We start from the raw sequence: 18933 nt of genomic DNA, 5'->3' as shown, positions 1-18933 counted from the left end.
GCGCCTTATTGTCGCAAGAGCCAAAGACGCTGATCGAGCGTCGGTGCGGCTCTGCGGGCGAGGCAAAGACGTCTGGAGCTATTGCAACGGTGAGTATCCATGGTCGACCCTGCGCGAAAGCAGCCGACCACTAAAGATTCAAAACAGCTTTCATTTTTCGAGGTCTAATGCGCGGCAGTCCAGCGGCGTTTGCGAGGCTATTGCTCAATGTTTGCGGTCTATTGTGCAGGGACAAGTGACAATGCACGCGCCGCGCAGCCTACGAGATTCTGGGTTGATTTGTTGAACGGTTAGTCATAATATCGGTTGCATGAAGCCAACCGGTCAACCCCATTCGTCGCCGAAGAAGGCGGGACCTATCGGCTCGCGCGGCCGGCCACGCGAGTTCGACACACACGCCGTGCTCGCCAGCGCAAGCCAGGTGTTCTGGAACCACGGCTATCACGCCACCTCCATCGACGACCTTTGCAAAGCCACCGGTCTGCAGCGGGGCAGTCTGTACGGCGTATTCGGCGACAAGCACGGCATCATGCTCGCCGCGCTCGATCATTACGCCGAGGGCTCGGTGGCGCGTCTCGCCGAGCGGCTGAACGCGCCGGTGCCGCCGGAAGAGGCGCTGCGCAACGCATTGCTGCATTACGCGCGGGTCGCGTGCGGGTTGTCCGGCGAGCGTAGCTGCTTCATCACCAACACCACGCTCGAAATGCAGCCCGGCGACGACGAGTTGCGCAGCCGCGTCGCCGCCATCCAGCGCCGCATGGCTACGTTGCTGGCGGCATCGGTGATCCGCGGTCAGGCAAGCGGCGCATTCAATTCCACGCTCGACGAAAAAGCCGTCGGCGATTTCCTGCTGTGCGTCATGCAGGGCCTGCGCGTGCTGGGCCGCGTCGCACACAAGGAAGACGCGCTGACCGGCATCGTCGATGTCGCGATGCGAGCCCTCGTCTAAATTTTTTGCCGATTTATTGAACGATCAGTCATGAAATCTGAGCCTATTTCGTCGTCTTCGTCTATCTCGTCCTCTTCGTCCGCTGCGTTGGCCGGCGTGTCACGCGCAGCAGGTTGCAGCGCCTCGCGTGTCGCCGTGTGTCCCGGCTCGGTTGCGGCGAGCGCCGCGCACGGCGCGCACACCGCGCCTGCGGCCGACCCGCCCGCGCCGCGCTTCGCGCGCCAGGGGCTCGCGCTGGCCGTGCTGTTCGTCGGCGCTTTTCTCGCGCCGCTCGACTACTTCATCGTCAACCTCGCGCTGCCGTCGATTCGCACCGGCCTGAACGCGACCGACGCGCAACTGCAACTCGTCGTATCCGCCTACGCGTCGGTGTACGCGGTGCTGCTGATTACCGGCGGACGGCTCGGCGATCTGTTCGGCCGGCGCCGCATGTTCATGACGGGCATGGCCGCCTTCGTGATCGCGTCGGCGCTGTGCGGTTTCGCGACGAGCGGCCACATGCTGGTGATCTCGCGCATCGTCCAGGGCATGGCCGCGGCGATCATGGCGCCGCAAGTGCTCGCCACGATCCGCGCCGTCGTGCCGCTGCATCAGCAAACCCGCGTGATGAGTTTTTACGGCTTCGTATTCGGCCTCTCGTCGATCGTCGGGCAGCTTGGCGGCGGCGCGCTGATTACGTATCACCCGTTCGGCCTCGACTGGCGAATCATCTTCCTGATCAATATTCCGATCGGTGTCGCGGCGTTTTTCGGCACCTGGAAGTTCGTGCCCGAGAACCAGCCGGCCACGCGCACCGGCCTCGACATGAAGGGCGTCGCGCTGCTTTCCGCAGTGTTGCTGCTCGTGATCTATCCGATGACGCACGGTCGCGAAGCCGGCTGGCCAGCATGGACCTTCGCGATGTTCGCGCTCGCGGTGCCGGCGTTCGCGCTCTTCGTCGCCACCGAAAAGCGCGTGGAGCGCGGCGGCGGGCATCCGCTCGTCGATCTGCAGTTGTTCCGCAACCGCGCGTTCGCGCTCGGCCTCGTGCTCGCGTTTCTGTTCTATTGCAACAGCGCGTTTTTCCTGACCTACGGCATCTATCTGCAAACCGGCCTTCACTGGACGCCGCTCGCGTCCGGTATCGCCATCATGCCGTTCGCGATCGGCTTCGTGATCGGGCCGCTGACTTCGCCGGCGGTCGTGAAGCGCATCGGCGGGCATGTGCTCACGCTGGGCTTTTCGATGATGACGCTAGGCTTCACGATAACCGGCTGGGCCGCAAGCGAAGCCGCCGCGCCGGACCTCGCGTTCTACGCGGGTCTCGTGTGCGCGGGCGTCGGTCATGGTTTGCTGCTACCGTCGATCATGCGCATCGTGCTGCTCGAAGTCGCACCCGAAAAAGCGGGGCTTGCGTCGGGCGTGGTTTCATCGACCTTGCAGATCGGCTCGGCTTTCGGCACCGCAGCGATCAGCGGCGCATTCTTCGGCGCACTCGGCGGGAGCGGCGCAGGTTCGACGCCGGCCGCGTACGCCCACGCGTTCCAGTTGAGCCTGGCCATTAACGCGGTGCTGATGTTTGTTTGCATCGGCTTGAGCGTGCTGCTCGTGCGCCATCAGCAGCTCGTGTTGCGGCGCTCGGCGCGCACGCTTTGAAAACGACGCGCCAGGTAATCGTTTTCATCGCTATAACATCGCGAAAATTATAAAGCTGTTTCACACGGTTTTCATTTTTAATTGCAGCGCATTTACCGATGAGCGAGTCATTCATAGGTAATTGAGAATCGCTGGCAAATAGCATCATGTCGTTATCCGCGCCGAAATCTGTTTCACTTATGAAGCATTTTTGGCCATGCAGTTTCTACCCGCACCACGGCCCGTGGCAGTAATTCTTGCGGTCTGTGCGCTCCCGCACACGGCTGTCCGCGGGCCTTGCGGGGAGCGCCTCCGGTTTAACCCGCAATTGCAGTGCGTCATAATGTCTTTATCGCCGCTATGAAATCGCTTTCAATAAAAAGCGCTTGCCGTCTTTAATTTCGATTGTTAATCTGAACGCGCTTTAGAGGTGTTCTTCAGTCGGTCCTGAACAAGTCGGACCGATGCCTGGCGCAATCATTCAAATACTGCCAACGGTTCCGTAGAGGATTGAAAATGCTAACCGCTACCATTGACGCACTTGCCGCGCCGCCCGCCTGCTTCACCGCCGGCGACGTCGTCACGTTGAAAGACGGAGGCCCGCGCATGACTGTCACGTATGCGGGACCGGTGGCGCTCAATCCTGGCGAGTGGCTGATCTGCGAATGGTTCGACGACCACGGCGAACTGCGTCGCGAAATGTTTTCGCCTTCCAGCGTGCGCGCCGAGCCGCGCTGCATTCCGGCCGGCTCCGTGCAGTGGAACCGGATCGGCCGCGCGGCGTAAGGCCGTCGTCTGTGAGCGCACGGCTGCGCGCTTGTTATCTGTCGGGATGATCGCGCGCCGTGTCGCGTCTTTGCACGCGTAGCAGCAGCGCGGACGAAAACGCGCGCATCCGCACCAGCTTCCGTTTTTCCACCACCTCGCCCGCGAGATCCTTCGGCGGGTTCGGCTGCAACGCCCAGTAGAGCGCGAGCAGCCAGCCAAGCACCGTCCAGCCCATGCACGCGTTGAACAGCGCGAGCGTCAGCACGTCGACGCGCTTGCGGCGGTCGGCCAGAATCGCCGGCAGGAAATACAGCGCCAGCGCGATCACCACGGCGATGATCTGAATGGCAACACGCTCATTCATATGCCGCCTCCCCGAAACGCGACCTGCGTGTCTTACGCGACGTAGGCACCTCACATCGATTGTCGCGCGATTGTTTGCCACGTGCAGCTTCGTTGAAAGGCTTCCGCGCGTGCAGCCCCGCGCTGCGTTGCACCGATGAGCGACGAGCCCTTCAGCACATTCGCCATCAGGACTATCATGTTCGTTTCGAGTGAACGAAACCGTTACGGACCGCGACCATGATCTCCGACGATACGACCCAGCAGACGCAGCGCCTTAATCCCGACACGCTCCGCGAGTTCGTGGACCGCAAATGGAACGACGAGATCGTGCCCGCGCTGACCGACTACATCGCAGTGCCGGCCAAGAGCCCGGCGTTCGATCCCGAGTGGGTCAAGCACGGTTACCTGGAGCGCGTGATTACCGACGCCGCGCAATGGGTCGAGCAGCAGCCGGTGCGCGGCCTGAAGCTGGAGATCGTGCGCTTGCCGGGCCGCACGCCGGTGATTTTCTTCGAGACGCCGGCCACGCGTTCCGGCAGCGACGAAACCATCGTGCTGTACGGCCATCTGGACAAGCAGCCGGAGTTCGACGGCTGGCGCAGCGACCTGGGTCCGTGGACGCCGAAGCTCGAGAACGACAAGCTCTATGGGCGCGGTGGCGCCGACGACGGCTACGCGATCTACGCGAGCATCACCGCGATCGCCGCGCTGGACGCGCAAGGCGTCGAGCGGCCGCGCTGCGTCGGCCTGATCGAAACCTGCGAGGAGTCCGGCAGCTACGATCTGCTGCCTTACGTCGACGCGCTGCGCGAACGGCTCGGCAACGTCGGGCTCGTCGTGTGCCTCGATTCGGGCGCGGGCAATTACGATCAATTGTGGCTTACGACGTCGCTGCGCGGACTCGTCGCCGGCGATCTCGAGGTGCAGGTGCTCGACGAAGGCATCCACTCGGGCGGCTACGGCGGCATCGCGCCGTCGAGCTTCCGCATCATGCGGCAACTGTTCGACCGGCTTGAAGACGCCGCTAACGGCACGCTGCTGCCGAAGGGTTTTCACAGCCCGATTCCCGCCGACCGTCTGCGTGAAGCCGAAGCCACTGCACAAATCCTCGGCGACGATGTGTGGAAGAAGCTGCCGTGGGCTTGCGGCCAGGACGGCCGTCAGGTGCTGCCCACCACGACCGATCCGAAAGAGGCGTTGCTCAATTCGACGTGGCGTCCGTCGCTGTCGGTGACCGGCGCGGCCGGCTTGCCCGCGCTCGCCGACGCCGGCAATGTGCTGCGTCCGCGTACCGCATTCAAGCTGTCGCTGCGGCTGCCGCCGCTGATCGAAGCGGAGAAGGCCGTCGCGGAACTCAAGGCGCTGCTCGAATTCGACCCGCCGTACAACGCGAAGGTGACGTTCAAGCCGGACGCGGGCGCGGCGAGCGGCTGGAGCGCGCCCGACCTCGCGCCGTGGCTCGCCACCGCGCTCAACGACGCATCGCGCGAGCATTACGGCGCCGATGTCGCCTACATGGGGCAGGGCGGCACGATCCCGCTGATGAACGTGCTCAAGGCGGGCTTCCCGAAGTCGCAATTCATGGTGTGCGGCGTGTTGGGACCGAAGTCGAATGCACACGGCCCGAATGAGTTTCTGCATGTGCCGTATGGCAGGAAACTTACGGCGGCGGTGGCTGAGGTGATTGCAGCCGCGCCTTGAGGGGGCGGATTTTCGTTGCTGATCTTCGTTGCTAATTTTCGCTGCCGATAAGTGCCCAACTCGAGCGCTCGATTTCGAGCGCCCAACTTCGCATGACCGATAACAATCTCGCTCGATCCAGCACGCCCCGCATCGCGGCCGACCAACTGCACGCCTACGTGAGGGCGATCTGGGAGCGGGCCGGCAGCGCGCCGCGCGAAGCCGAGCTGGTCGCGGATCATCTGGTGGCGGCGAACCTCACGGGGCACGATTCGCACGGCGTCGGCATGATTCCGCGCTATGCGGCTTCGCTGGCCGACGGGCAACTGCAACTGAATCTGCATGCTGAAGTCGTCAAGGACGCGGGCGCCGTGCTCACCGTGGAAGGCCACAAGGGCTTCGGCCAGGTGGTTGCCTTCGAGGCGATGGAAGCGGGCATCGCTCGCGCGCAGCGCATCGGCATTTGCGCGGTGGGCTTGCGCGGCGCGCATCACATCGGCCGCATCGGTCACTGGGCCGAGCAGTGCGTGCGCGCCGGGCTCGTGTCGTTTCACTTCGTCAATGTGGCCGGCGATCCGCTCGTCGCGCCGTTCGGCGGCGCCGACCGCCGTATCGGCACGAATCCGTTTTGCGCGGCTTATCCGCGGCCCGGCAAGCCGCCGCTCGTGCTCGACTTCGCGACCAGCACCGTCGCTTACGGCAAGACGCGGGTCGCGTATAACCAGGGCAAGCAGGTGCCGGCCGGCGCGCTCATCGACCATCAAGGCGTGCCGACCGCCGATCCCAAGGTCATGCACGAGGCGCCGTTCGGATCGCTGACGCCGTTCGGCGGCCACAAGGGCTTCGGGCTCGCGGCCATGTGCGAGATATTCAGCGGCGCGCTCGCGGGCGGCTTCACCACGCATGCGGACACGCTCGGCACGACTAACGCGATCATCAACTGCATGCTGTCGGTTATCGTCGATCCGGCCGCGTTCGATGCCCCCGACGCGCAAGCCGAAGCCGACGCCTTCATCGCATGGGTCAAGGCTTCGCCGCTCGCGGTGGGCACCGAGCGCATCTATGAGCCGGGCGAACCGGAACGCGTCACGCGCGCGGAGCGCGAAGCCAACGGCATTCCCGTCGACGCCGCCACGTGGACGCAGATCTCCGCGGCGGCACTCGCGGTCGGCATGAGCGCGGATGAAGTCGCGCGCTGGTCGGCGTTGCTCCAATAGCGTTCATCGCCTCGGCGAGCGGTTGCGCATTCATGCAATATACATATTCCGTCTGCCACCCCACCAACAAAACCCCATTCGCAAGCAGCAATTTCGACTGGCTCGTCTAATCGGCCTTTATTGCTTTTTCTTTCACCTTTTCAACGCGCATTTCCACTCACACGCGCCACCGGGCCTTTCCATCGATAGTGCAAAACATCGCGCTATCTCGCACCATTTTGGCCGCGCAAGCGTTTGCGCGCCAGCGCACGTCACGGCACGGAATCGCCCCGCTGCGACGCCCGCCGCGCAAGGGTTTGACATTTCCTTGCGTTGCTCTGTTGGTTATCCCGCTCCCATCGGATTCCGGTCTGTTTTAGGCTCGCACTGCAATATCAGTGTTTAACCTTAAAGGACCGTTCAAAATGAATCTGCATAACCACCACGCCTGCCGCCCGTTCCTCGAAGCCGGCAATCTGTCGCAAATCGCCGCTTACTACGAAGAAGGCCGCAATGTCATGTGGATGATGCTGCGGGCGCAGCCGCGTCCCTGTTTCAATCTCGATCTGGTGCACGACATTCTCGGGCTCGCGCAGGCAGCGCGCGAGTCGGGCTTGCCGATCGATTTCTGGGTGACGGGTTCGCTGATTCCGAACATCTACAACGTGGGCGGCGACCTCGATTTCTTCGCCGACGCGATCCGCTCGGGCAAGCGCCAGGCGCTGATGGCCTACGCGCGCGCTTGCGTCGACTGCGTTCATGCGGCGGCGCGCGGTTTCGACACCGGCGCGATCTCGATTGCAATGGTGGAGGGCACGGCGCTCGGCGGCGGCTTCGAGGCGGCGCTCGCGCATCACTTCCTGCTCGCGCAGTCGGACGCGCGCATGGGCTTCCCGGAAATCGCCTTCAATCTGTTCCCCGGCATGGGCGGCTATTCGCTCGTGGCGCGGAAGGCCGGCATGCGCCTCGCCGAGGAACTGATCGGCGGCGGCGAATCGCATACGGCCGAGTGGCATCAAGAAAAGGGCCTCGTCGATCAGTTGTTCGAACCGGGCGACGCGTATGTGGCGACCCGCACGTTCATCGACACGCTCAAGCCGAAAATGAACGGCATCCGCGCGATGCTGCGTGCACGTCAGCGCGTGCTGCAACTGCCGCGCGCCGAGTTGATGGAGATCACCGAGGATTGGGTCGACGCCGCGTTCATGATCGAAGAGAAGGATCTCGCCTTCATGGAACGGCTCGTGATGCTGCAAAACCGCCGCACGTCCAACCTGCGGCAGACGGCCGCGAGCGCGGCCAATTTCGGCTGACTCTATCGCACCAAGCGCATTCAAGCGCACTCAATCGCGATGCGGCCCGCCGTGCCCGTCGCGGCTGACAGACTCAGGCGATCAGCCTGAGCTTCTGCCGGTCCTGCAACCAGCGCTCGAAATCGGCGGCGGGCATCGGGTGAGCGTACAGGTAGCCTTGCACGTACTCGACGCCCAGCCCCTTCATGAAGGCTTCTTCCGATTCGGTCTCGATGCCTTCGGCGACCACCTTGAAGCCGAGTTCCTGCGCGACCACGACCATCGAGCGCACCAGCGCTTGCGCTTTCGTATCGGCGTTGATCGAGCGCACGAAGCTGCGGTCGAGCTTGATGACGTCGAGCGGAATGCGGCCCAGTTGCGACAGCGACGAATAGCCGGTGCCGAAGTCGTCCAGATGCACCTGCGCGCCGATCTGGCGGAAGTGCTTGATGAGGTCGATGGCCGCGGCTTCGTCTTCGATCAGGCAGCTCTCGGTCAACTCGACGTCGACGAGGCAGGGTTCGAGATTGGCCGCGGCGAGCGCTTCGGTGAAATGCCGGACCACGGCGGTGTCCACCAGTTGCCGCGCCGACACGTTGATGGCGATGCGCAGGTTGTAGCCGTCCGCTTTCCATTTCGCGGCCTGTTTGGCGGCCGTTTCCATGACCCAGCGGCCGAGCACGCCAATCAGTCCCGACTCCTCGGCATAACGAATGAATTCGGCCGGCATGATCTGCCCGCGCTCCGGCGAATTCCAGCGGACCAGCGCTTCCACGCCTTGCACCACGCCGGTTGAAAGCACCAGCTTCGGCTGATAGTGCAGCGTCAGTTGGCCTTCGTCGAGGCCGCGCCGCAAGTTCGTGTCGAGCCACATGTACTCGGCGACCTTGCGGTTCATCTCCGGCGAGAACACGCGATGCGTGCGCTTGCCTTCGTCCTTGGCGACGTACATGGCGGTATCGGCCGAGCGGATCAGCGACTCGAGGTTGTCGCCGTGTTCCGGATAGCGCGCGATGCCGATCGAGCAGCCCGTATAGACTTCGACGAGCCCGAGGCTGAACGGCGTACGCATGCGTTCGAGGATGCGCTGCGCGGTCGCTTCCAGTTCGTGCGCCGTGCCTTTTGCCGCAAGCACGATGAACTCGTCGCCGCCGAGCCGCGCGAGCGTGTCGCCTTCGTTCAGGCACATGCCGATGGCGGCCGACACGTCGCGAATCAGACGGTCGCCGAATACGTGGCCGTAGTGATCGTTGACCTTCTTGAAGTTGTCGAGATCGAGAAACAGCACGCCCACCGATTCGCCCGGCGCCGCTTCTTCGATCGCGGTGCGAATGTAGTCCTGAATCGCATTGCGATTCGGCAGGCCGGTGAGCGAGTCGGTGTTGGCGAGTTGCCTCAGGCGTTCCTGCGCGAGACGTTCTTCGGTGATGTCGGTGCCCGAGCAGATCAGATATTGCTCGTCGATGCCGCTGCCGCTTTGCACGAACTTGTTGCGAAACAGGAAGAGCCGCTCGCCGTGCAGCGTCTTCACGCGCCGCTCGACTTCATACGACACGCCGCGATTGAAGAAGCCCGCAATGTTCTGGCTCGACGCCGCGCCGTCTTCCGAGGACATGAACAGCGCCCACACATTGCGCCCGATGATGTTCTCTTCCTTCACGCCCGTCAGTTCTTCGGCGAGGCGGTTAAAGCGCTGGATTCGCCCATGCCGGTCGACGATCACGACCACTGAATTCACTTCCGACACGACCTGCTCGGCGAACGACAAACCGTGGATCAGATCGCGTGCGACCGACTCGGTGTCGTCATAAGCCGAGGCCGTGCCCGCCCAACTGATGCTGTTGATTTTTCTGCCGACGAGATGCAGGCGCAGCGGCTCGCCGAACAGGCGAACGTCGAGAACCACATGCGAGGTGATGCCCGTGAGGCAACGGATTTGCGATGCCTGCTGGGGATTCAGCGGAATGGCCACGTTGGCCGGCACGTCCCCGGTGACTGGCGTCAGTTCGAGCGCGTTGCTGTCGCTCGACAGACGCCAGCAAGGGCTGCTTGTGCCGAACTGCGCAAAAAGCACCTGCTCGTGTTGGTCGTCATTCATGGAATCCCCGGGCGGTGTGCCGCTCGGCCCTGATGGCGGATAGCGGCAGACAGTCTTCATCATACTTAAAGACGGGCCCATTGTAGCGAAGCCACTGAAATTCGGGCCATAAAACAATGAAGGACGCGCGGTTGTGTGGCGCGCGCGTCGATCGGTAAAAGGGAGTGGGGAGTGGGTGGAGAGGCATTCTTTACATCGGGGCGTCGCGCACGGCGCATCCGGCGCGCGGCGCCCGCGGCTGATGCGGCTCACGCCGCTTACGCGGCGCCAGGCATCAGAAGCGCCGCGTCAGCCAGCTCCGCGCGCGCTCGCGCTCAGCCGGGCTTGCTTCGAGCGACGCGTCGAACCAGAACGCGCCCGCAACCAGCGTGGCCACGACGACGCCGTCACGATACAGAACGCGGTTGCCGCCCACAGCCGGCACCCGTTCCCCGACAAGCAGCGTGCCCGCCAGATTCAACGGATCGGTGCCGCCGACGCACACAAAAGCACCATCGTTCGCATGCCTTCGTACTTCGCGCAGCAACGGAATCGCTTCGGGCAACGCGAATTGCTCGCCGGCCAATCCATTGACGAAGCGGCCGCCGCGAATCACGCCGCGCGCTTCGAGCCGCTGATACACACGAAGCAGATCGCGCCACGGCGGCAGCCAATCGGCTTCGCGCTCGAGCAGGCGCCAGAAAACGACGCCGTAGCGCCGCAGCAACGTCATCGCGACATGTTCGACGATCTCGGGCGGCAACGTGCGCCGCCGCTGACTTTGCAGTGATTGCGGCGGCGTCTCGTTCGCGCCGACGGCCGCCGGAATCGGGCGGTTGACGAGCGCCCAGCGCCCGGCATCGTCCATTCCGCCGATCAGCGCCGTCGAGCGCACACGCCGGCTGCCGGAATAAGCATTGCGTTTGGCGGCCGGCTTCAGCAGCGCGCGCAGGCCCGCGAAACTGTCCGAGTTCACGAGACCGGCCGCCACCAGTTCACCGAGCGCGTTTTCCAGTTCGATACGCAAGACGCGAAGTTCGTGCAGCAATTCGTCGAAGAACATCGCGCCGTGTTGCGACAGCGCGTCGTGAACCGCTTGCGCGCGCGGCGACAACTCCGGCTGACGCGCCGGATCGATCAGTGCGCTCCACACGCGCACCTGTGGACGCGGCAGCAACACGATAGGCGTGCCGCGCACGGGGCCCGCTGCGCTGCGCGAGCGCTCGGTGAGCCGCGTCCAGACGATCTTGCCGGCGCGGCATAGTTCGTCGAGCGAAGTATTCGTGTATGCCTTCACGCGCGCGGGCAGAATGTCTTCCTCCCAGGCGCTGGCCGCGGCCTCAAAACCTTCCAGTTGTTCGAGCACGGCCGCGAGCGCATCGCGGCCTTCGCTGCGCGTGTCCGGCGTCAGATGCTGCCACTTGAACAGGAAACGCATGAAGTCGTGGCGTTCGACGGGCTCGATCTCGCGGCGCAAGCGCTTGACCGTGTAGCGGTGGATGCGCGCGAGCAGGTGCCGCTCGCACCATTCGTCGCCGGGTGCGTCGGGTGCCTGGAGCGCTTGCGGCGTGAAGCGGCCTCGCATCACATAGCCTTCGGCTTCGAGGCGGATGAGCGCCTGTTCGACCGATGTCTGCGGCAGCCGCAGCGTGTCCGCAATCGCAGCGGCGGGCAGTGGACCGAAGCCTGTGAGCCGCGCGCGCAGCACGTCGACGAGGGCGTCGTCGGCGCTCCACTCGTCGGCGTAGCCCTTCGGCGCGCTCAGCGGCGGCGCGAAGCGCGGGCCGTCCGGCTCCGGATAAAGCGCGGCGAAGCAGGTGAGCCGTTCGGCGGGCAGCCACAGCGCGGCGTCGGCGGCAATCTGCAGGCGGGTCGCGCGGCCCGACTGCGCGAGCGACTCGAGCCATTGCGGCCAGCCTTCGTTCCCGCGTGCCTCGGCCTCGGTGATGCACGCGAGGCCCGTGAGCGCCTCGTGCATTTCGTCGACGCTGCGCGCCTGCGGCCAGGCTTCGTCGCGCACGCTCGCAATCGCGTCGGGGTCGAGCGCGCCGAGGTCGTCGGCGCTCGACGGATCGGTCCAGCGGCGGTTGAGCACGGCCTGCGTGCGACGCTCCTCGATGGGCGCGTCGTCGAGATAAGCGTAGGGCTTCGCGTTGAGGATTTCGGCGGCAAGCGGCGAGGGCGCAGGCAGATCGCGCGCGACGAGCCGCACGTCGCCGCTTTCGATACGGCGCAACAGCGCGATCCAGCGCTCGCTGTCCATCGCGTCGTGCAGACAGTCGTCGACGGTCTGATCGACTAGCGGATGACGCGGCAGTTCGCGCTCGCCGACCACGTTCTCGAGACACGCGGCCTGTTCGGGAAAGACGCTCGTCAGCAGATCCTCGCTGCGCATGCGCTGCAATTGCGGCGCCGTCTTGCGTCCGCCGGTGTAGCGCGGCAGTCCGAGCGCGGTCGTCGCGTTCCAGCGCCAGCGCACGCCGAAAAGCGGCGCGTCGAGCAGCGCCTGGATCAGCAGATGTTCGGCGCTCGCCGAATGCAGATAGCGCCACACTTCGTCGAGCACGAACGAGTGGCTGCCGGTCAGCGACAGCACGATCGCGTCTTCGGTCGCGGCCGCTTGCAGCTCGAAGTTGAACTGGCGGCAAAAGCGCTTGCGCAGCGCGAGGCCCCACGCGCGATTCACGCGGCTGCCGAACGGCGCATGGATCACGAGCTGGGTGCCGCCCGATTCGTCGAAGAAGCGCTCCATCACGAGCGTGTCATGCGTCGGCAATACGCCGAGCGCGGCGCGCGCCCGTGCGAGATAGTCGACGATCTGACGCGCCGCGGCTTCGTCAAGGCCGAGCTCGGCGATGAGCCAGTCGATCGCGCGTTCGAGGCGCGCGGGCATGGGGTTGTTGGGGGTTTGTGTCGGCTGGGTGACTTCTGTGACCTCTGTGACCTCTGTGGCTTGCTTGGCTTCGGCGGGCGATTCGCCATTCGTTGTCCGCTTGCTTTGCAACCGCGCTCGCGTCTTCGGCGACTGCGCAATGAGCGGCGCCGCGGACGCCATCGCCGCCTCGTCCGCGTCGAGCAGCGCAGCCGACGCCGTCGGCTCGTCCGCCTCCAGCAGCCGCCCGATCTGCTCGCGCAGCCGCGCGACGCCCAACGACAATTCATCGCTGCGGCCCGGCGCCTCGCCGAGCCAGAACGGGATGTTCGGCGGCTGGCCTTGCGCATCCTCGACGCGCACGCGGCCGCTTTCGATCCGCAGAATCCGGTACGACGCGTTGCCGAGCTGGAACACATCGCCCGCGAGACTTTCGACCGCGAAATCTTCGTTGACCGTACCGATGTTGATCGCTTGCGGCTCGAGCACGACCGCATAGTCGGCGTTCTCGGGAATCGTGCCGCCCGACGTGACCGCGACGAGTTTGCCGCCGCGCCGCCCGCGCAACGTGCCGCTCACCACGTCGCGATGGAGGTAGGCGGCGCGCGGTCCGTTGCGGCTCGTGTAGCCCTCGGCGAGCATGCGCAGCACCGCGTCGTACTGCTCGCGCGTGAGTTCCGCGTAGGGCGCGGCGCGTCGCATCAGGTCGAACAGCGCGTCCTCGCTCCATTCGGCGCTCGACACCTCGGCGACGATCTGTTGCGCGAGCACGTCGAGCGGCGCGCGCGGAATGCGCAGCGCGTCCAGTTCGCCGCGCCGCACGCAATCGAGCAGCGCGGCGCATTCGATCAGATCGTCGCGCGAAGTCGGGAAAAGCCGGCCTTTGGGCATGCCGCCGACCTGGTGGCCCGAGCGTCCGACGCGTTGCAGAAACGGCGCGATCGCGCGCGGCGAACCCATCTGACAGACCAGATCGACGTCGCCGATATCGATGCCGAGTTCCAGCGACGCCGTCGCGATCAGCACCCGGAGTTCGCCGCGCTTGAGCCGCTGTTCGGCGTCGAAGCGATGCTCTTTCGCGAGGCTGCCGTGGTGCGCGGCGACGGCCTCCTTGCCGAGCCGCTCGGTCAGATGACGCGCGGCGCGTTCGGCCATGCGCCGCGTGTTGACGAAGATCAGCGTCGTGCGATGCAGCGCGACGAGTTCCGCGAGCCGGTCGTAGACGCGCTCCCATACCTCGTTCGGCATTACCGCTTCGAGCGGCACGGGCGGGATCTCCAGCGCGAGATCGCGCGCGCGGATATGGCCGACGTCGATGATCGCGCAATCAGCCGGAATATCGCTGTCGATGCTCGCGCCGCCTACGAGAAATCGTGCAACCGCGCTCACCGGCTTTTGCGTCGCGGACAGGCCGATACGCGGCAGACGGCGGCCGCACAACGCGTCGAGCCGCTCGAGGCTGAGCGCGAGATGGCTGCCGCGCTTGCTGCCGGCGAGCGCATGAATTTCATCGACGATCACCGTGCGCACGGTCGACAGCATCCGCCGGCCCGAGTCCGAGCCGAGCAGCACGTATAGCGATTCCGGCGTGGTGACGAGAATGTGCGGCGCGCGCTTTCGGAGCGCGTTGCGCTCCTGCTGCGTGGTGTCGCCGGTGCGCACGGCGGTGCGGATGTCGAGCGGCGGCAGCCCGCGCGCGTCGAGTTCGGCGGCGATGCCTTGCAACGGTATCTGCAGGTTGAGGCGGATGTCGTTGGAAAGCGCCTTGAGCGGCGACACGTAGACCACCAGCGTTTCGTCGGGCAGCGCGCCGTGGTTCGCGAGACCTTGCTGGACGAGATCGTCGAGCGCGGACAGGAACGCGGTGAGCGTTTTGCCGGAACCCGTCGGCGCGGCGACGAGCGTCGAGCGGCCACGGCGGATCTGCGGCCACGCGGCGGCTTGCGCGTCGGTCGGCGCGGGGAAGGTCTTCAGGAACCAGCCGGCCACCGCGGGGTGGAAGGCCGCGAGCGGGCCGCCGTGCTCGGCTGCATGCGCAACGGGCGGGGTGGCGGGTGGCGTGGTGGCTGTCGTGGTGGCGGTGGCGGCTGAAGTCATATTCGCTTAGATGGGGACGCGATGCCCAATATCCAGACGACGGAAAACCCCCTGCGTTGCGAGAAAACCGCAATCGCGGGATGGGGAAATCAGTCTCGCAGGTTTTGATGGGGTTTGCCAAATGCTCGTTCAGGATCGGCCGCAACAGTCGTGACCGGGGCAGTACGAAGCGTTGATCCTGCCGCTCCGTACAGACACGCCTCGTGCCATTCGTCGATCGCTTGGCGCGTCTCACTCCAGGCGAATAGGCCGGTCCGTGCGCGCATCTGGTCGATCATCTCCGGGGTAGTCGGATCAGCTCGCGCCATCCGCATCACGAAAGCAACTACGATCCAGTTGCGCGGCACGCAACGCGCATCTCCCCGATGCGAGGTCCATGGACAAGCACCCAGGCGGGCGGCAAACGGAAGAATGGCAATACTTAGCGATAGTGCTCACGGTCAGTGGCTGTCATGAACCCCCCCTTTTCTTATGGCTGCGGTGATGAGCCCGGCACGCCAGCCTGGAGCGACCGCCCGTATCCGTTTCCGGCGCCGTTTGGGCGCGCATCGACCTGGGTGGCGCTGGACCCAGGCTGCGGCGCTGCCGCCTGCATTTCGCCCGATGGATCGATAATGATCCGCCTCGTCAGGTACAGTCCGCGCACGATCGGCACAGTAAAGCCCGCGCGCGAATCGTGAACATAGGTGTCGAAAAAGCGCATGAGGTTGGCCGACAGTTTGGGAGGGTTGAGCCACGCCTGGTAATAGGCTTCCTCTTCGGGCGATAGCGGCACAGGTGTGCCGGTCAGCTTGACCCGCTCGCGGTATTCCGTCGGATCGCTTCTCGCCAGCGCCTGCATGTAGCTGCGCCAGCTCAGATCGCTGGCCTGGGGATCGATGGACGACATTGACTGCCGCAGCCCGGCCAGTTCCGCTTCGGCTTGAGCGGCGGTCTGGCCGTCCGCTGGCACAGCACAGATACCCTCATAGACCTTGCACGGGTCTGCTTTGTAGCGCACGCTGAGCCAGCCATAGTAGAGCCGCACGTGTGCGGCAATCTGTTCTTCCAGCGTCCCGCCGATATCCATTGCCCGCATGTACTCATCGGAGCCGTCCTTCATCGCCTCATCGTACCCGAACATGTCGCTGACATTGGCCCGAAGGTCGGCAGGGGGCGTGAACGGGACGCCTGCCATTGCCGCTTCCAGGCGCATGCGGTTCAGTGGCAACCGGGCCAGCATGTCGCTACGGCCTTGTTCTCCCGGCCGGTAGCCGCCGCCTACATCCGAATGCACGCCCGGATAGACGATTTCACGGTGCTGGCTGTCGGTCCGGCCAAGCCGGGTCAGCGCGAACGCCGTGCGGATTTCATGTCCGGCAACGAGATGCAGACAGTTTTCGACCGCATCGGGAATCGCCATCTTCATACCCGTCAGATCGTGCGCGGGTACACCCACCGATTCGACGGTATCGAAGACGCCAAGAAAGCGGAAATGGATCGGGGCAGCCTTGCCATCGAGCGCGGTCCCGCACGGCCAGTAGGGCTGACCGTCCCGGTACTCGCACTTGTTGAGGATGCGATTGACAAACGCCCGCGCGAGCGCCGCTCCACGCGAAAAGCCGAACAGCGCCACATCGATGCGAATCACACGATGATTGACGTCTAGTGTTTCCTTGAACTCTTTCTCTGCCTTTACCAGTCGCACATCGCTCCCCGCGCCCGTACCTCCGCCTAGCGCCTCGCTGTCGCGTACCGAATCGATCCAGCCAGGGTTACTCGCATCCAGAGGTGTACCGACACCGGGGTAATACAGCTTGACAACCAACGGTCGGTCCTCGATATGCCCGTCGAACAGTCGCGCGACGTTCGACCACTTCTTGTTTTCAGCATCAAGGAACCTGTTATTCCCCGTGCCATCGAAGAAAAAGCTGAACCACGGCCTCTGCTCGCAGGTCGTGCATGTCCTGAATTCTTCTGCATACAGTTCGGTCATGTTCTTGAACGTCTGCTCAAACGTTTCGTGACTGTCCGTGAACCAGTCCTGCATGAGCGGTTGGTTATTCTTTTCTTCCATCTCTATTCTCCAACGTGACGCATCACCAGGCGTCCAGAAAAGAGAGCATCAAAACGTGGATTCAGTGTGCTGTCCGGCTTTAACTCCTGCACCACATACTCCCCCTCGACCCGGTCGCCAGGAAAGAACCGAACGATAAATGTAACGTTCGAATGCGGATCATCCGGCGCAGAACCTATTGCACGCGTAACAGTTGAATGCCGCGCCCATTGCGATTCTGGATCGTCACGTTTCCCGGTACGCCACTCCACCATAACTTCCTCCCCCGGCCCCGCACCAGAGAAACAACACACCCCGCCGCCCGTTCCACCTTTCGAAAACTGCTTGACCTCTGTTCCTGCAAAACGAAGATTTTTATTTTTTCCCATGCCGATAGAGAAGTCGGTAATGTAGTTTTCTGTATAGTTAGCCGCTTCCAGGCCCGCATCCCGAACAGATCCACGGTACTCGCCGGTCGCGCACCCGCACATCACCACCAGCAGCGCTGCCGCTGCAACAGCTTTTTCCATTGTCATATCTGTTCCGTACTCCGACACGAAATCCGTCCCTGTTCGCGATTGGCGCTTTTAAACCGAATTTCCAGCAGACCAAGCCGGCCATCGAGGGGCACTTACCCTCGAACAGGCGCACGCAGTTCACGCTCGCGGCACCAAATCGTGCCGTCATTTCCAGCAGTTAAAATCCGGGTCGGACATACGCTCTTTCGCGCACCATATAGACACGCATCCACTGAGCGGCATGGCAATGAGCATGACCAGGATCAATCGAATCATTCGTTTCAATCTGACTCCGTCTTTTTCACCATACAGTTCATTCATGGTCTTAAACGTTTGCTCGAACGTTTCATGACTGTCCGTGAACCGGTCCTGCACCAGCTCGTCATTATTCTTCCCGATCATTTTTTATTCTCCCGCATGTCGCATCACGCTCCGACCGAAAAAAAGCTGGTCGAGTCTTGGACTTGGAGAGCCCTGTCCCAGACTTTCCGCTGGTACGGACACCAATTCGACTTCTATCTGTTGCTTCGGAAAGAAACGCGTGATTACATAGTTGTACGGATCGCCATGAAGAGGTGCTGAGCCAATCACCACCACATCGCGCGAATAGTGAAACGTCTTCTCTTCATTGCGACCAGGTGTTTCCTCGTCCCACACCACCCGCACGGTCTGTCCTGGTCCAGGCAGCATGGCGCAGCATGAGCTACCTCCCGTCCCCCCCTTGCTGAAGGGATTAGCGCTTCCTCCTAGACCCAGGTTGTGGCCTTTCGTGTCGTAAAACGTATAGTCAACATACATTTCGGTGTAGTTGGCTGTGCGCGCGCTGGCATCAACGTATCCCTGCTGACTCCAGGCCGAACAACCTGCGACCATCATCAACACAAGCACTGCCACCGCCTTTTTCAGTCCCGTCATTGCCTGTCTCTCCCTGCGTTGTGCCATGTGTCTTCGTCCCCGCGCATGACTACCTTCTGTCCGTATTTTTCGAACCTCATTTCCAGCAGCCCCGAATGGTCATGCGGCGGCACGTCACCCTCAACCGTCACCTCACTCTTATGGGGTATCCGCAAGATACTTCCTCCGCGCAGGATTTCCAGATCGTCCCAGCAGAGCACCAGTTTTTGACCAGGCAATGGCGACAGCACGGCGTCCTTCTGCGATACCACCCCGTCATCAATCGCGGCACCGAGGAACTGACGGTCTGTGTGAGGTTGTCCGTACAGGTCGAAGTACACGTCCCGCAAGGGCTTGCCACTTGCATTCACGAGCCGCGCGCGCAGGCGGATATGTCCACTCTCCCTCAGGTCTTCGTACCGTTCACGTTCCGCCCGCGCCTGCATACGCTGTCGCGCACTCTGTGCCAGTTCGCGCCACACGCCTGCCTTCACACGCCGGTACCCGCCGACGCGGGCGTGCTCATCAGCAGTCCCGGCTGCTTCAGGCCGTCGAAATCCGCCTTCATCTGCCGCTGCGCATCGGTGTCGGCCGGC

At 63.6% G+C, this 18933-nt stretch carries 14 protein-coding genes; 6 read left to right on the top strand and 8 right to left on the bottom strand.

Going from position 1 to position 18933, the window contains the following annotated elements; translation table 11 throughout:
• Nucleotides 1-310 precede the first annotated feature (310 nt).
• The 3 genes from C8K18_RS10110 to C8K18_RS10100 all read left to right on the top strand — a co-directional run bounded on the left by C8K18_RS10110 (nucleotide 311) and on the right by C8K18_RS10100 (nucleotide 3349).
• Nucleotides 311-949, top strand: coding sequence for a TetR/AcrR family transcriptional regulator (locus C8K18_RS10110; RefSeq protein WP_006046939.1), 639 nt, complete (start codon nucleotides 311-313; stop codon nucleotides 947-949).
• Nucleotides 950-979: 30 nt separating this feature from the next.
• Nucleotides 980-2584, top strand: a complete 1605-nt coding sequence (locus C8K18_RS10105) for an MFS transporter (RefSeq protein WP_107707386.1) — start codon at nucleotides 980-982, stop codon at nucleotides 2582-2584.
• Between the two features lie 495 nt (nucleotides 2585-3079).
• Nucleotides 3080-3349 (top strand): YodC family protein, encoded by a 270-nt coding sequence (locus C8K18_RS10100; protein WP_006046941.1) that lies wholly within the window; start codon nucleotides 3080-3082, stop codon nucleotides 3347-3349.
• 34 nt (nucleotides 3350-3383) lie between these two features.
• On the opposite strand, the gene C8K18_RS10095 is transcribed toward C8K18_RS10100, so the two are convergent.
• Entirely contained in the window at nucleotides 3384-3695 is a 312-nt protein-coding gene (locus C8K18_RS10095) for a superinfection immunity protein (RefSeq protein WP_006046942.1), read from the bottom strand.
• A gap of 218 nt (nucleotides 3696-3913) precedes the next feature.
• Here C8K18_RS10095 and C8K18_RS10090 point away from each other — a divergent pair, with 218 nt between their 5' ends.
• From C8K18_RS10090 to C8K18_RS10080, 3 genes are all read left to right on the top strand, one after another.
• Nucleotides 3914-5377: a M20 family metallopeptidase gene (locus C8K18_RS10090; protein ID WP_006046943.1), complete on the top strand. Its 1464-nt coding sequence runs from the start codon at nucleotides 3914-3916 to the stop codon at nucleotides 5375-5377.
• Between the two features lie 92 nt (nucleotides 5378-5469).
• A complete protein-coding gene (locus tag C8K18_RS10085) occupies nucleotides 5470-6573 on the top strand; it encodes a malate/lactate/ureidoglycolate dehydrogenase (protein ID WP_107707385.1) in 1104 nt (367 codons plus the stop codon).
• Nucleotides 6574-6977: 404 nt separating this feature from the next.
• Complete coding sequence (locus tag C8K18_RS10080) at nucleotides 6978-7865, top strand: crotonase/enoyl-CoA hydratase family protein (protein ID WP_029965677.1); 888 nt, start codon at nucleotides 6978-6980, stop codon at nucleotides 7863-7865.
• Nucleotides 7866-7938: 73 nt separating this feature from the next.
• On the opposite strand, the gene pdeR is transcribed toward C8K18_RS10080, so the two are convergent.
• The 7 genes from pdeR to C8K18_RS10045 form a co-directional block, all read right to left on the bottom strand.
• On the bottom strand, nucleotides 7939-9942 hold the full coding sequence (gene pdeR / locus C8K18_RS10075) for a cyclic di-GMP phosphodiesterase (protein WP_107707384.1): 2004 nt from the start codon (nucleotides 9940-9942) through the stop codon (nucleotides 7939-7941).
• Between the two features lie 274 nt (nucleotides 9943-10216).
• Entirely contained in the window at nucleotides 10217-14890 is a 4674-nt protein-coding gene (locus C8K18_RS10070) for a DEAD/DEAH box helicase (RefSeq protein WP_107707383.1), read from the bottom strand.
• A gap of 469 nt (nucleotides 14891-15359) precedes the next feature.
• The gene (locus C8K18_RS10065) at nucleotides 15360-16946 is read right to left on the bottom strand and encodes a DUF2235 domain-containing protein (protein WP_258196098.1); all 1587 of its coding nucleotides are present in this window, start codon (nucleotides 16944-16946) and stop codon (nucleotides 15360-15362) included.
• A gap of 2 nt (nucleotides 16947-16948) precedes the next feature.
• A complete protein-coding gene (locus tag C8K18_RS10060; protein WP_107707382.1) occupies nucleotides 16949-17461 on the bottom strand; it encodes a DUF3304 domain-containing protein in 513 nt (170 codons plus the stop codon).
• Nucleotides 17462-17608: 147 nt separating this feature from the next.
• Entirely contained in the window at nucleotides 17609-17845 is a 237-nt protein-coding gene (locus C8K18_RS10055; RefSeq protein WP_107707381.1) for a hypothetical protein, read from the bottom strand.
• Nucleotides 17846-17848: 3 nt separating this feature from the next.
• A complete protein-coding gene (locus C8K18_RS10050) occupies nucleotides 17849-18358 on the bottom strand; it encodes a DUF3304 domain-containing protein (protein ID WP_165919813.1) in 510 nt (169 codons plus the stop codon).
• Nucleotides 18355-18819, bottom strand: coding sequence for a hypothetical protein (locus tag C8K18_RS10045; protein WP_132384553.1), 465 nt, complete (start codon nucleotides 18817-18819; stop codon nucleotides 18355-18357). Before C8K18_RS10045 ends, C8K18_RS10050 begins: the two co-directional genes overlap by 4 nt.
• Nucleotides 18820-18933: the final 114 nt, after the last annotated feature.

This window comes from Paraburkholderia sp. GV068, from assembly GCF_003058125.1.
Classification (GTDB): domain Bacteria; phylum Pseudomonadota; class Gammaproteobacteria; order Burkholderiales; family Burkholderiaceae; genus Paraburkholderia; species Paraburkholderia graminis.
This window is presented reverse-complemented; position numbering and strand designations above follow the sequence as displayed.

Coding starts and splice junctions, on each gene's coding strand:
- C8K18_RS10050 (WP_165919813.1), bottom strand. CDS start 18,358: ATGACGGGACTGAAAAAGGCGGTGGCAGTGCTTGTGTTGATGATGGTC.
- C8K18_RS10090 (WP_006046943.1), top strand. CDS start 3,914: ATGATCTCCGACGATACGACCCAGCAGACGCAGCGCCTTAATCCCGAC.
- C8K18_RS10060 (WP_107707382.1), bottom strand. CDS start 17,461: ATGACAATGGAAAAAGCTGTTGCAGCGGCAGCGCTGCTGGTGGTGATG.
- C8K18_RS10105 (WP_107707386.1), top strand. CDS start 980: ATGAAATCTGAGCCTATTTCGTCGTCTTCGTCTATCTCGTCCTCTTCG.
- pdeR (WP_107707384.1), bottom strand. CDS start 9,942: ATGAATGACGACCAACACGAGCAGGTGCTTTTTGCGCAGTTCGGCACA.
- C8K18_RS10085 (WP_107707385.1), top strand. CDS start 5,470: ATGACCGATAACAATCTCGCTCGATCCAGCACGCCCCGCATCGCGGCC.
- C8K18_RS10055 (WP_107707381.1), bottom strand. CDS start 17,845: ATGATCGGGAAGAATAATGACGAGCTGGTGCAGGACCGGTTCACGGAC.
- C8K18_RS10065 (WP_258196098.1), bottom strand. CDS start 16,946: ATGGAAGAAAAGAATAACCAACCGCTCATGCAGGACTGGTTCACGGAC.
- C8K18_RS10080 (WP_029965677.1), top strand. CDS start 6,978: ATGAATCTGCATAACCACCACGCCTGCCGCCCGTTCCTCGAAGCCGGC.
- C8K18_RS10070 (WP_107707383.1), bottom strand. CDS start 14,890: ATGACTTCAGCCGCCACCGCCACCACGACAGCCACCACGCCACCCGCC.
- C8K18_RS10110 (WP_006046939.1), top strand. CDS start 311: ATGAAGCCAACCGGTCAACCCCATTCGTCGCCGAAGAAGGCGGGACCT.
- C8K18_RS10100 (WP_006046941.1), top strand. CDS start 3,080: ATGCTAACCGCTACCATTGACGCACTTGCCGCGCCGCCCGCCTGCTTC.
- C8K18_RS10095 (WP_006046942.1), bottom strand. CDS start 3,695: ATGAATGAGCGTGTTGCCATTCAGATCATCGCCGTGGTGATCGCGCTG.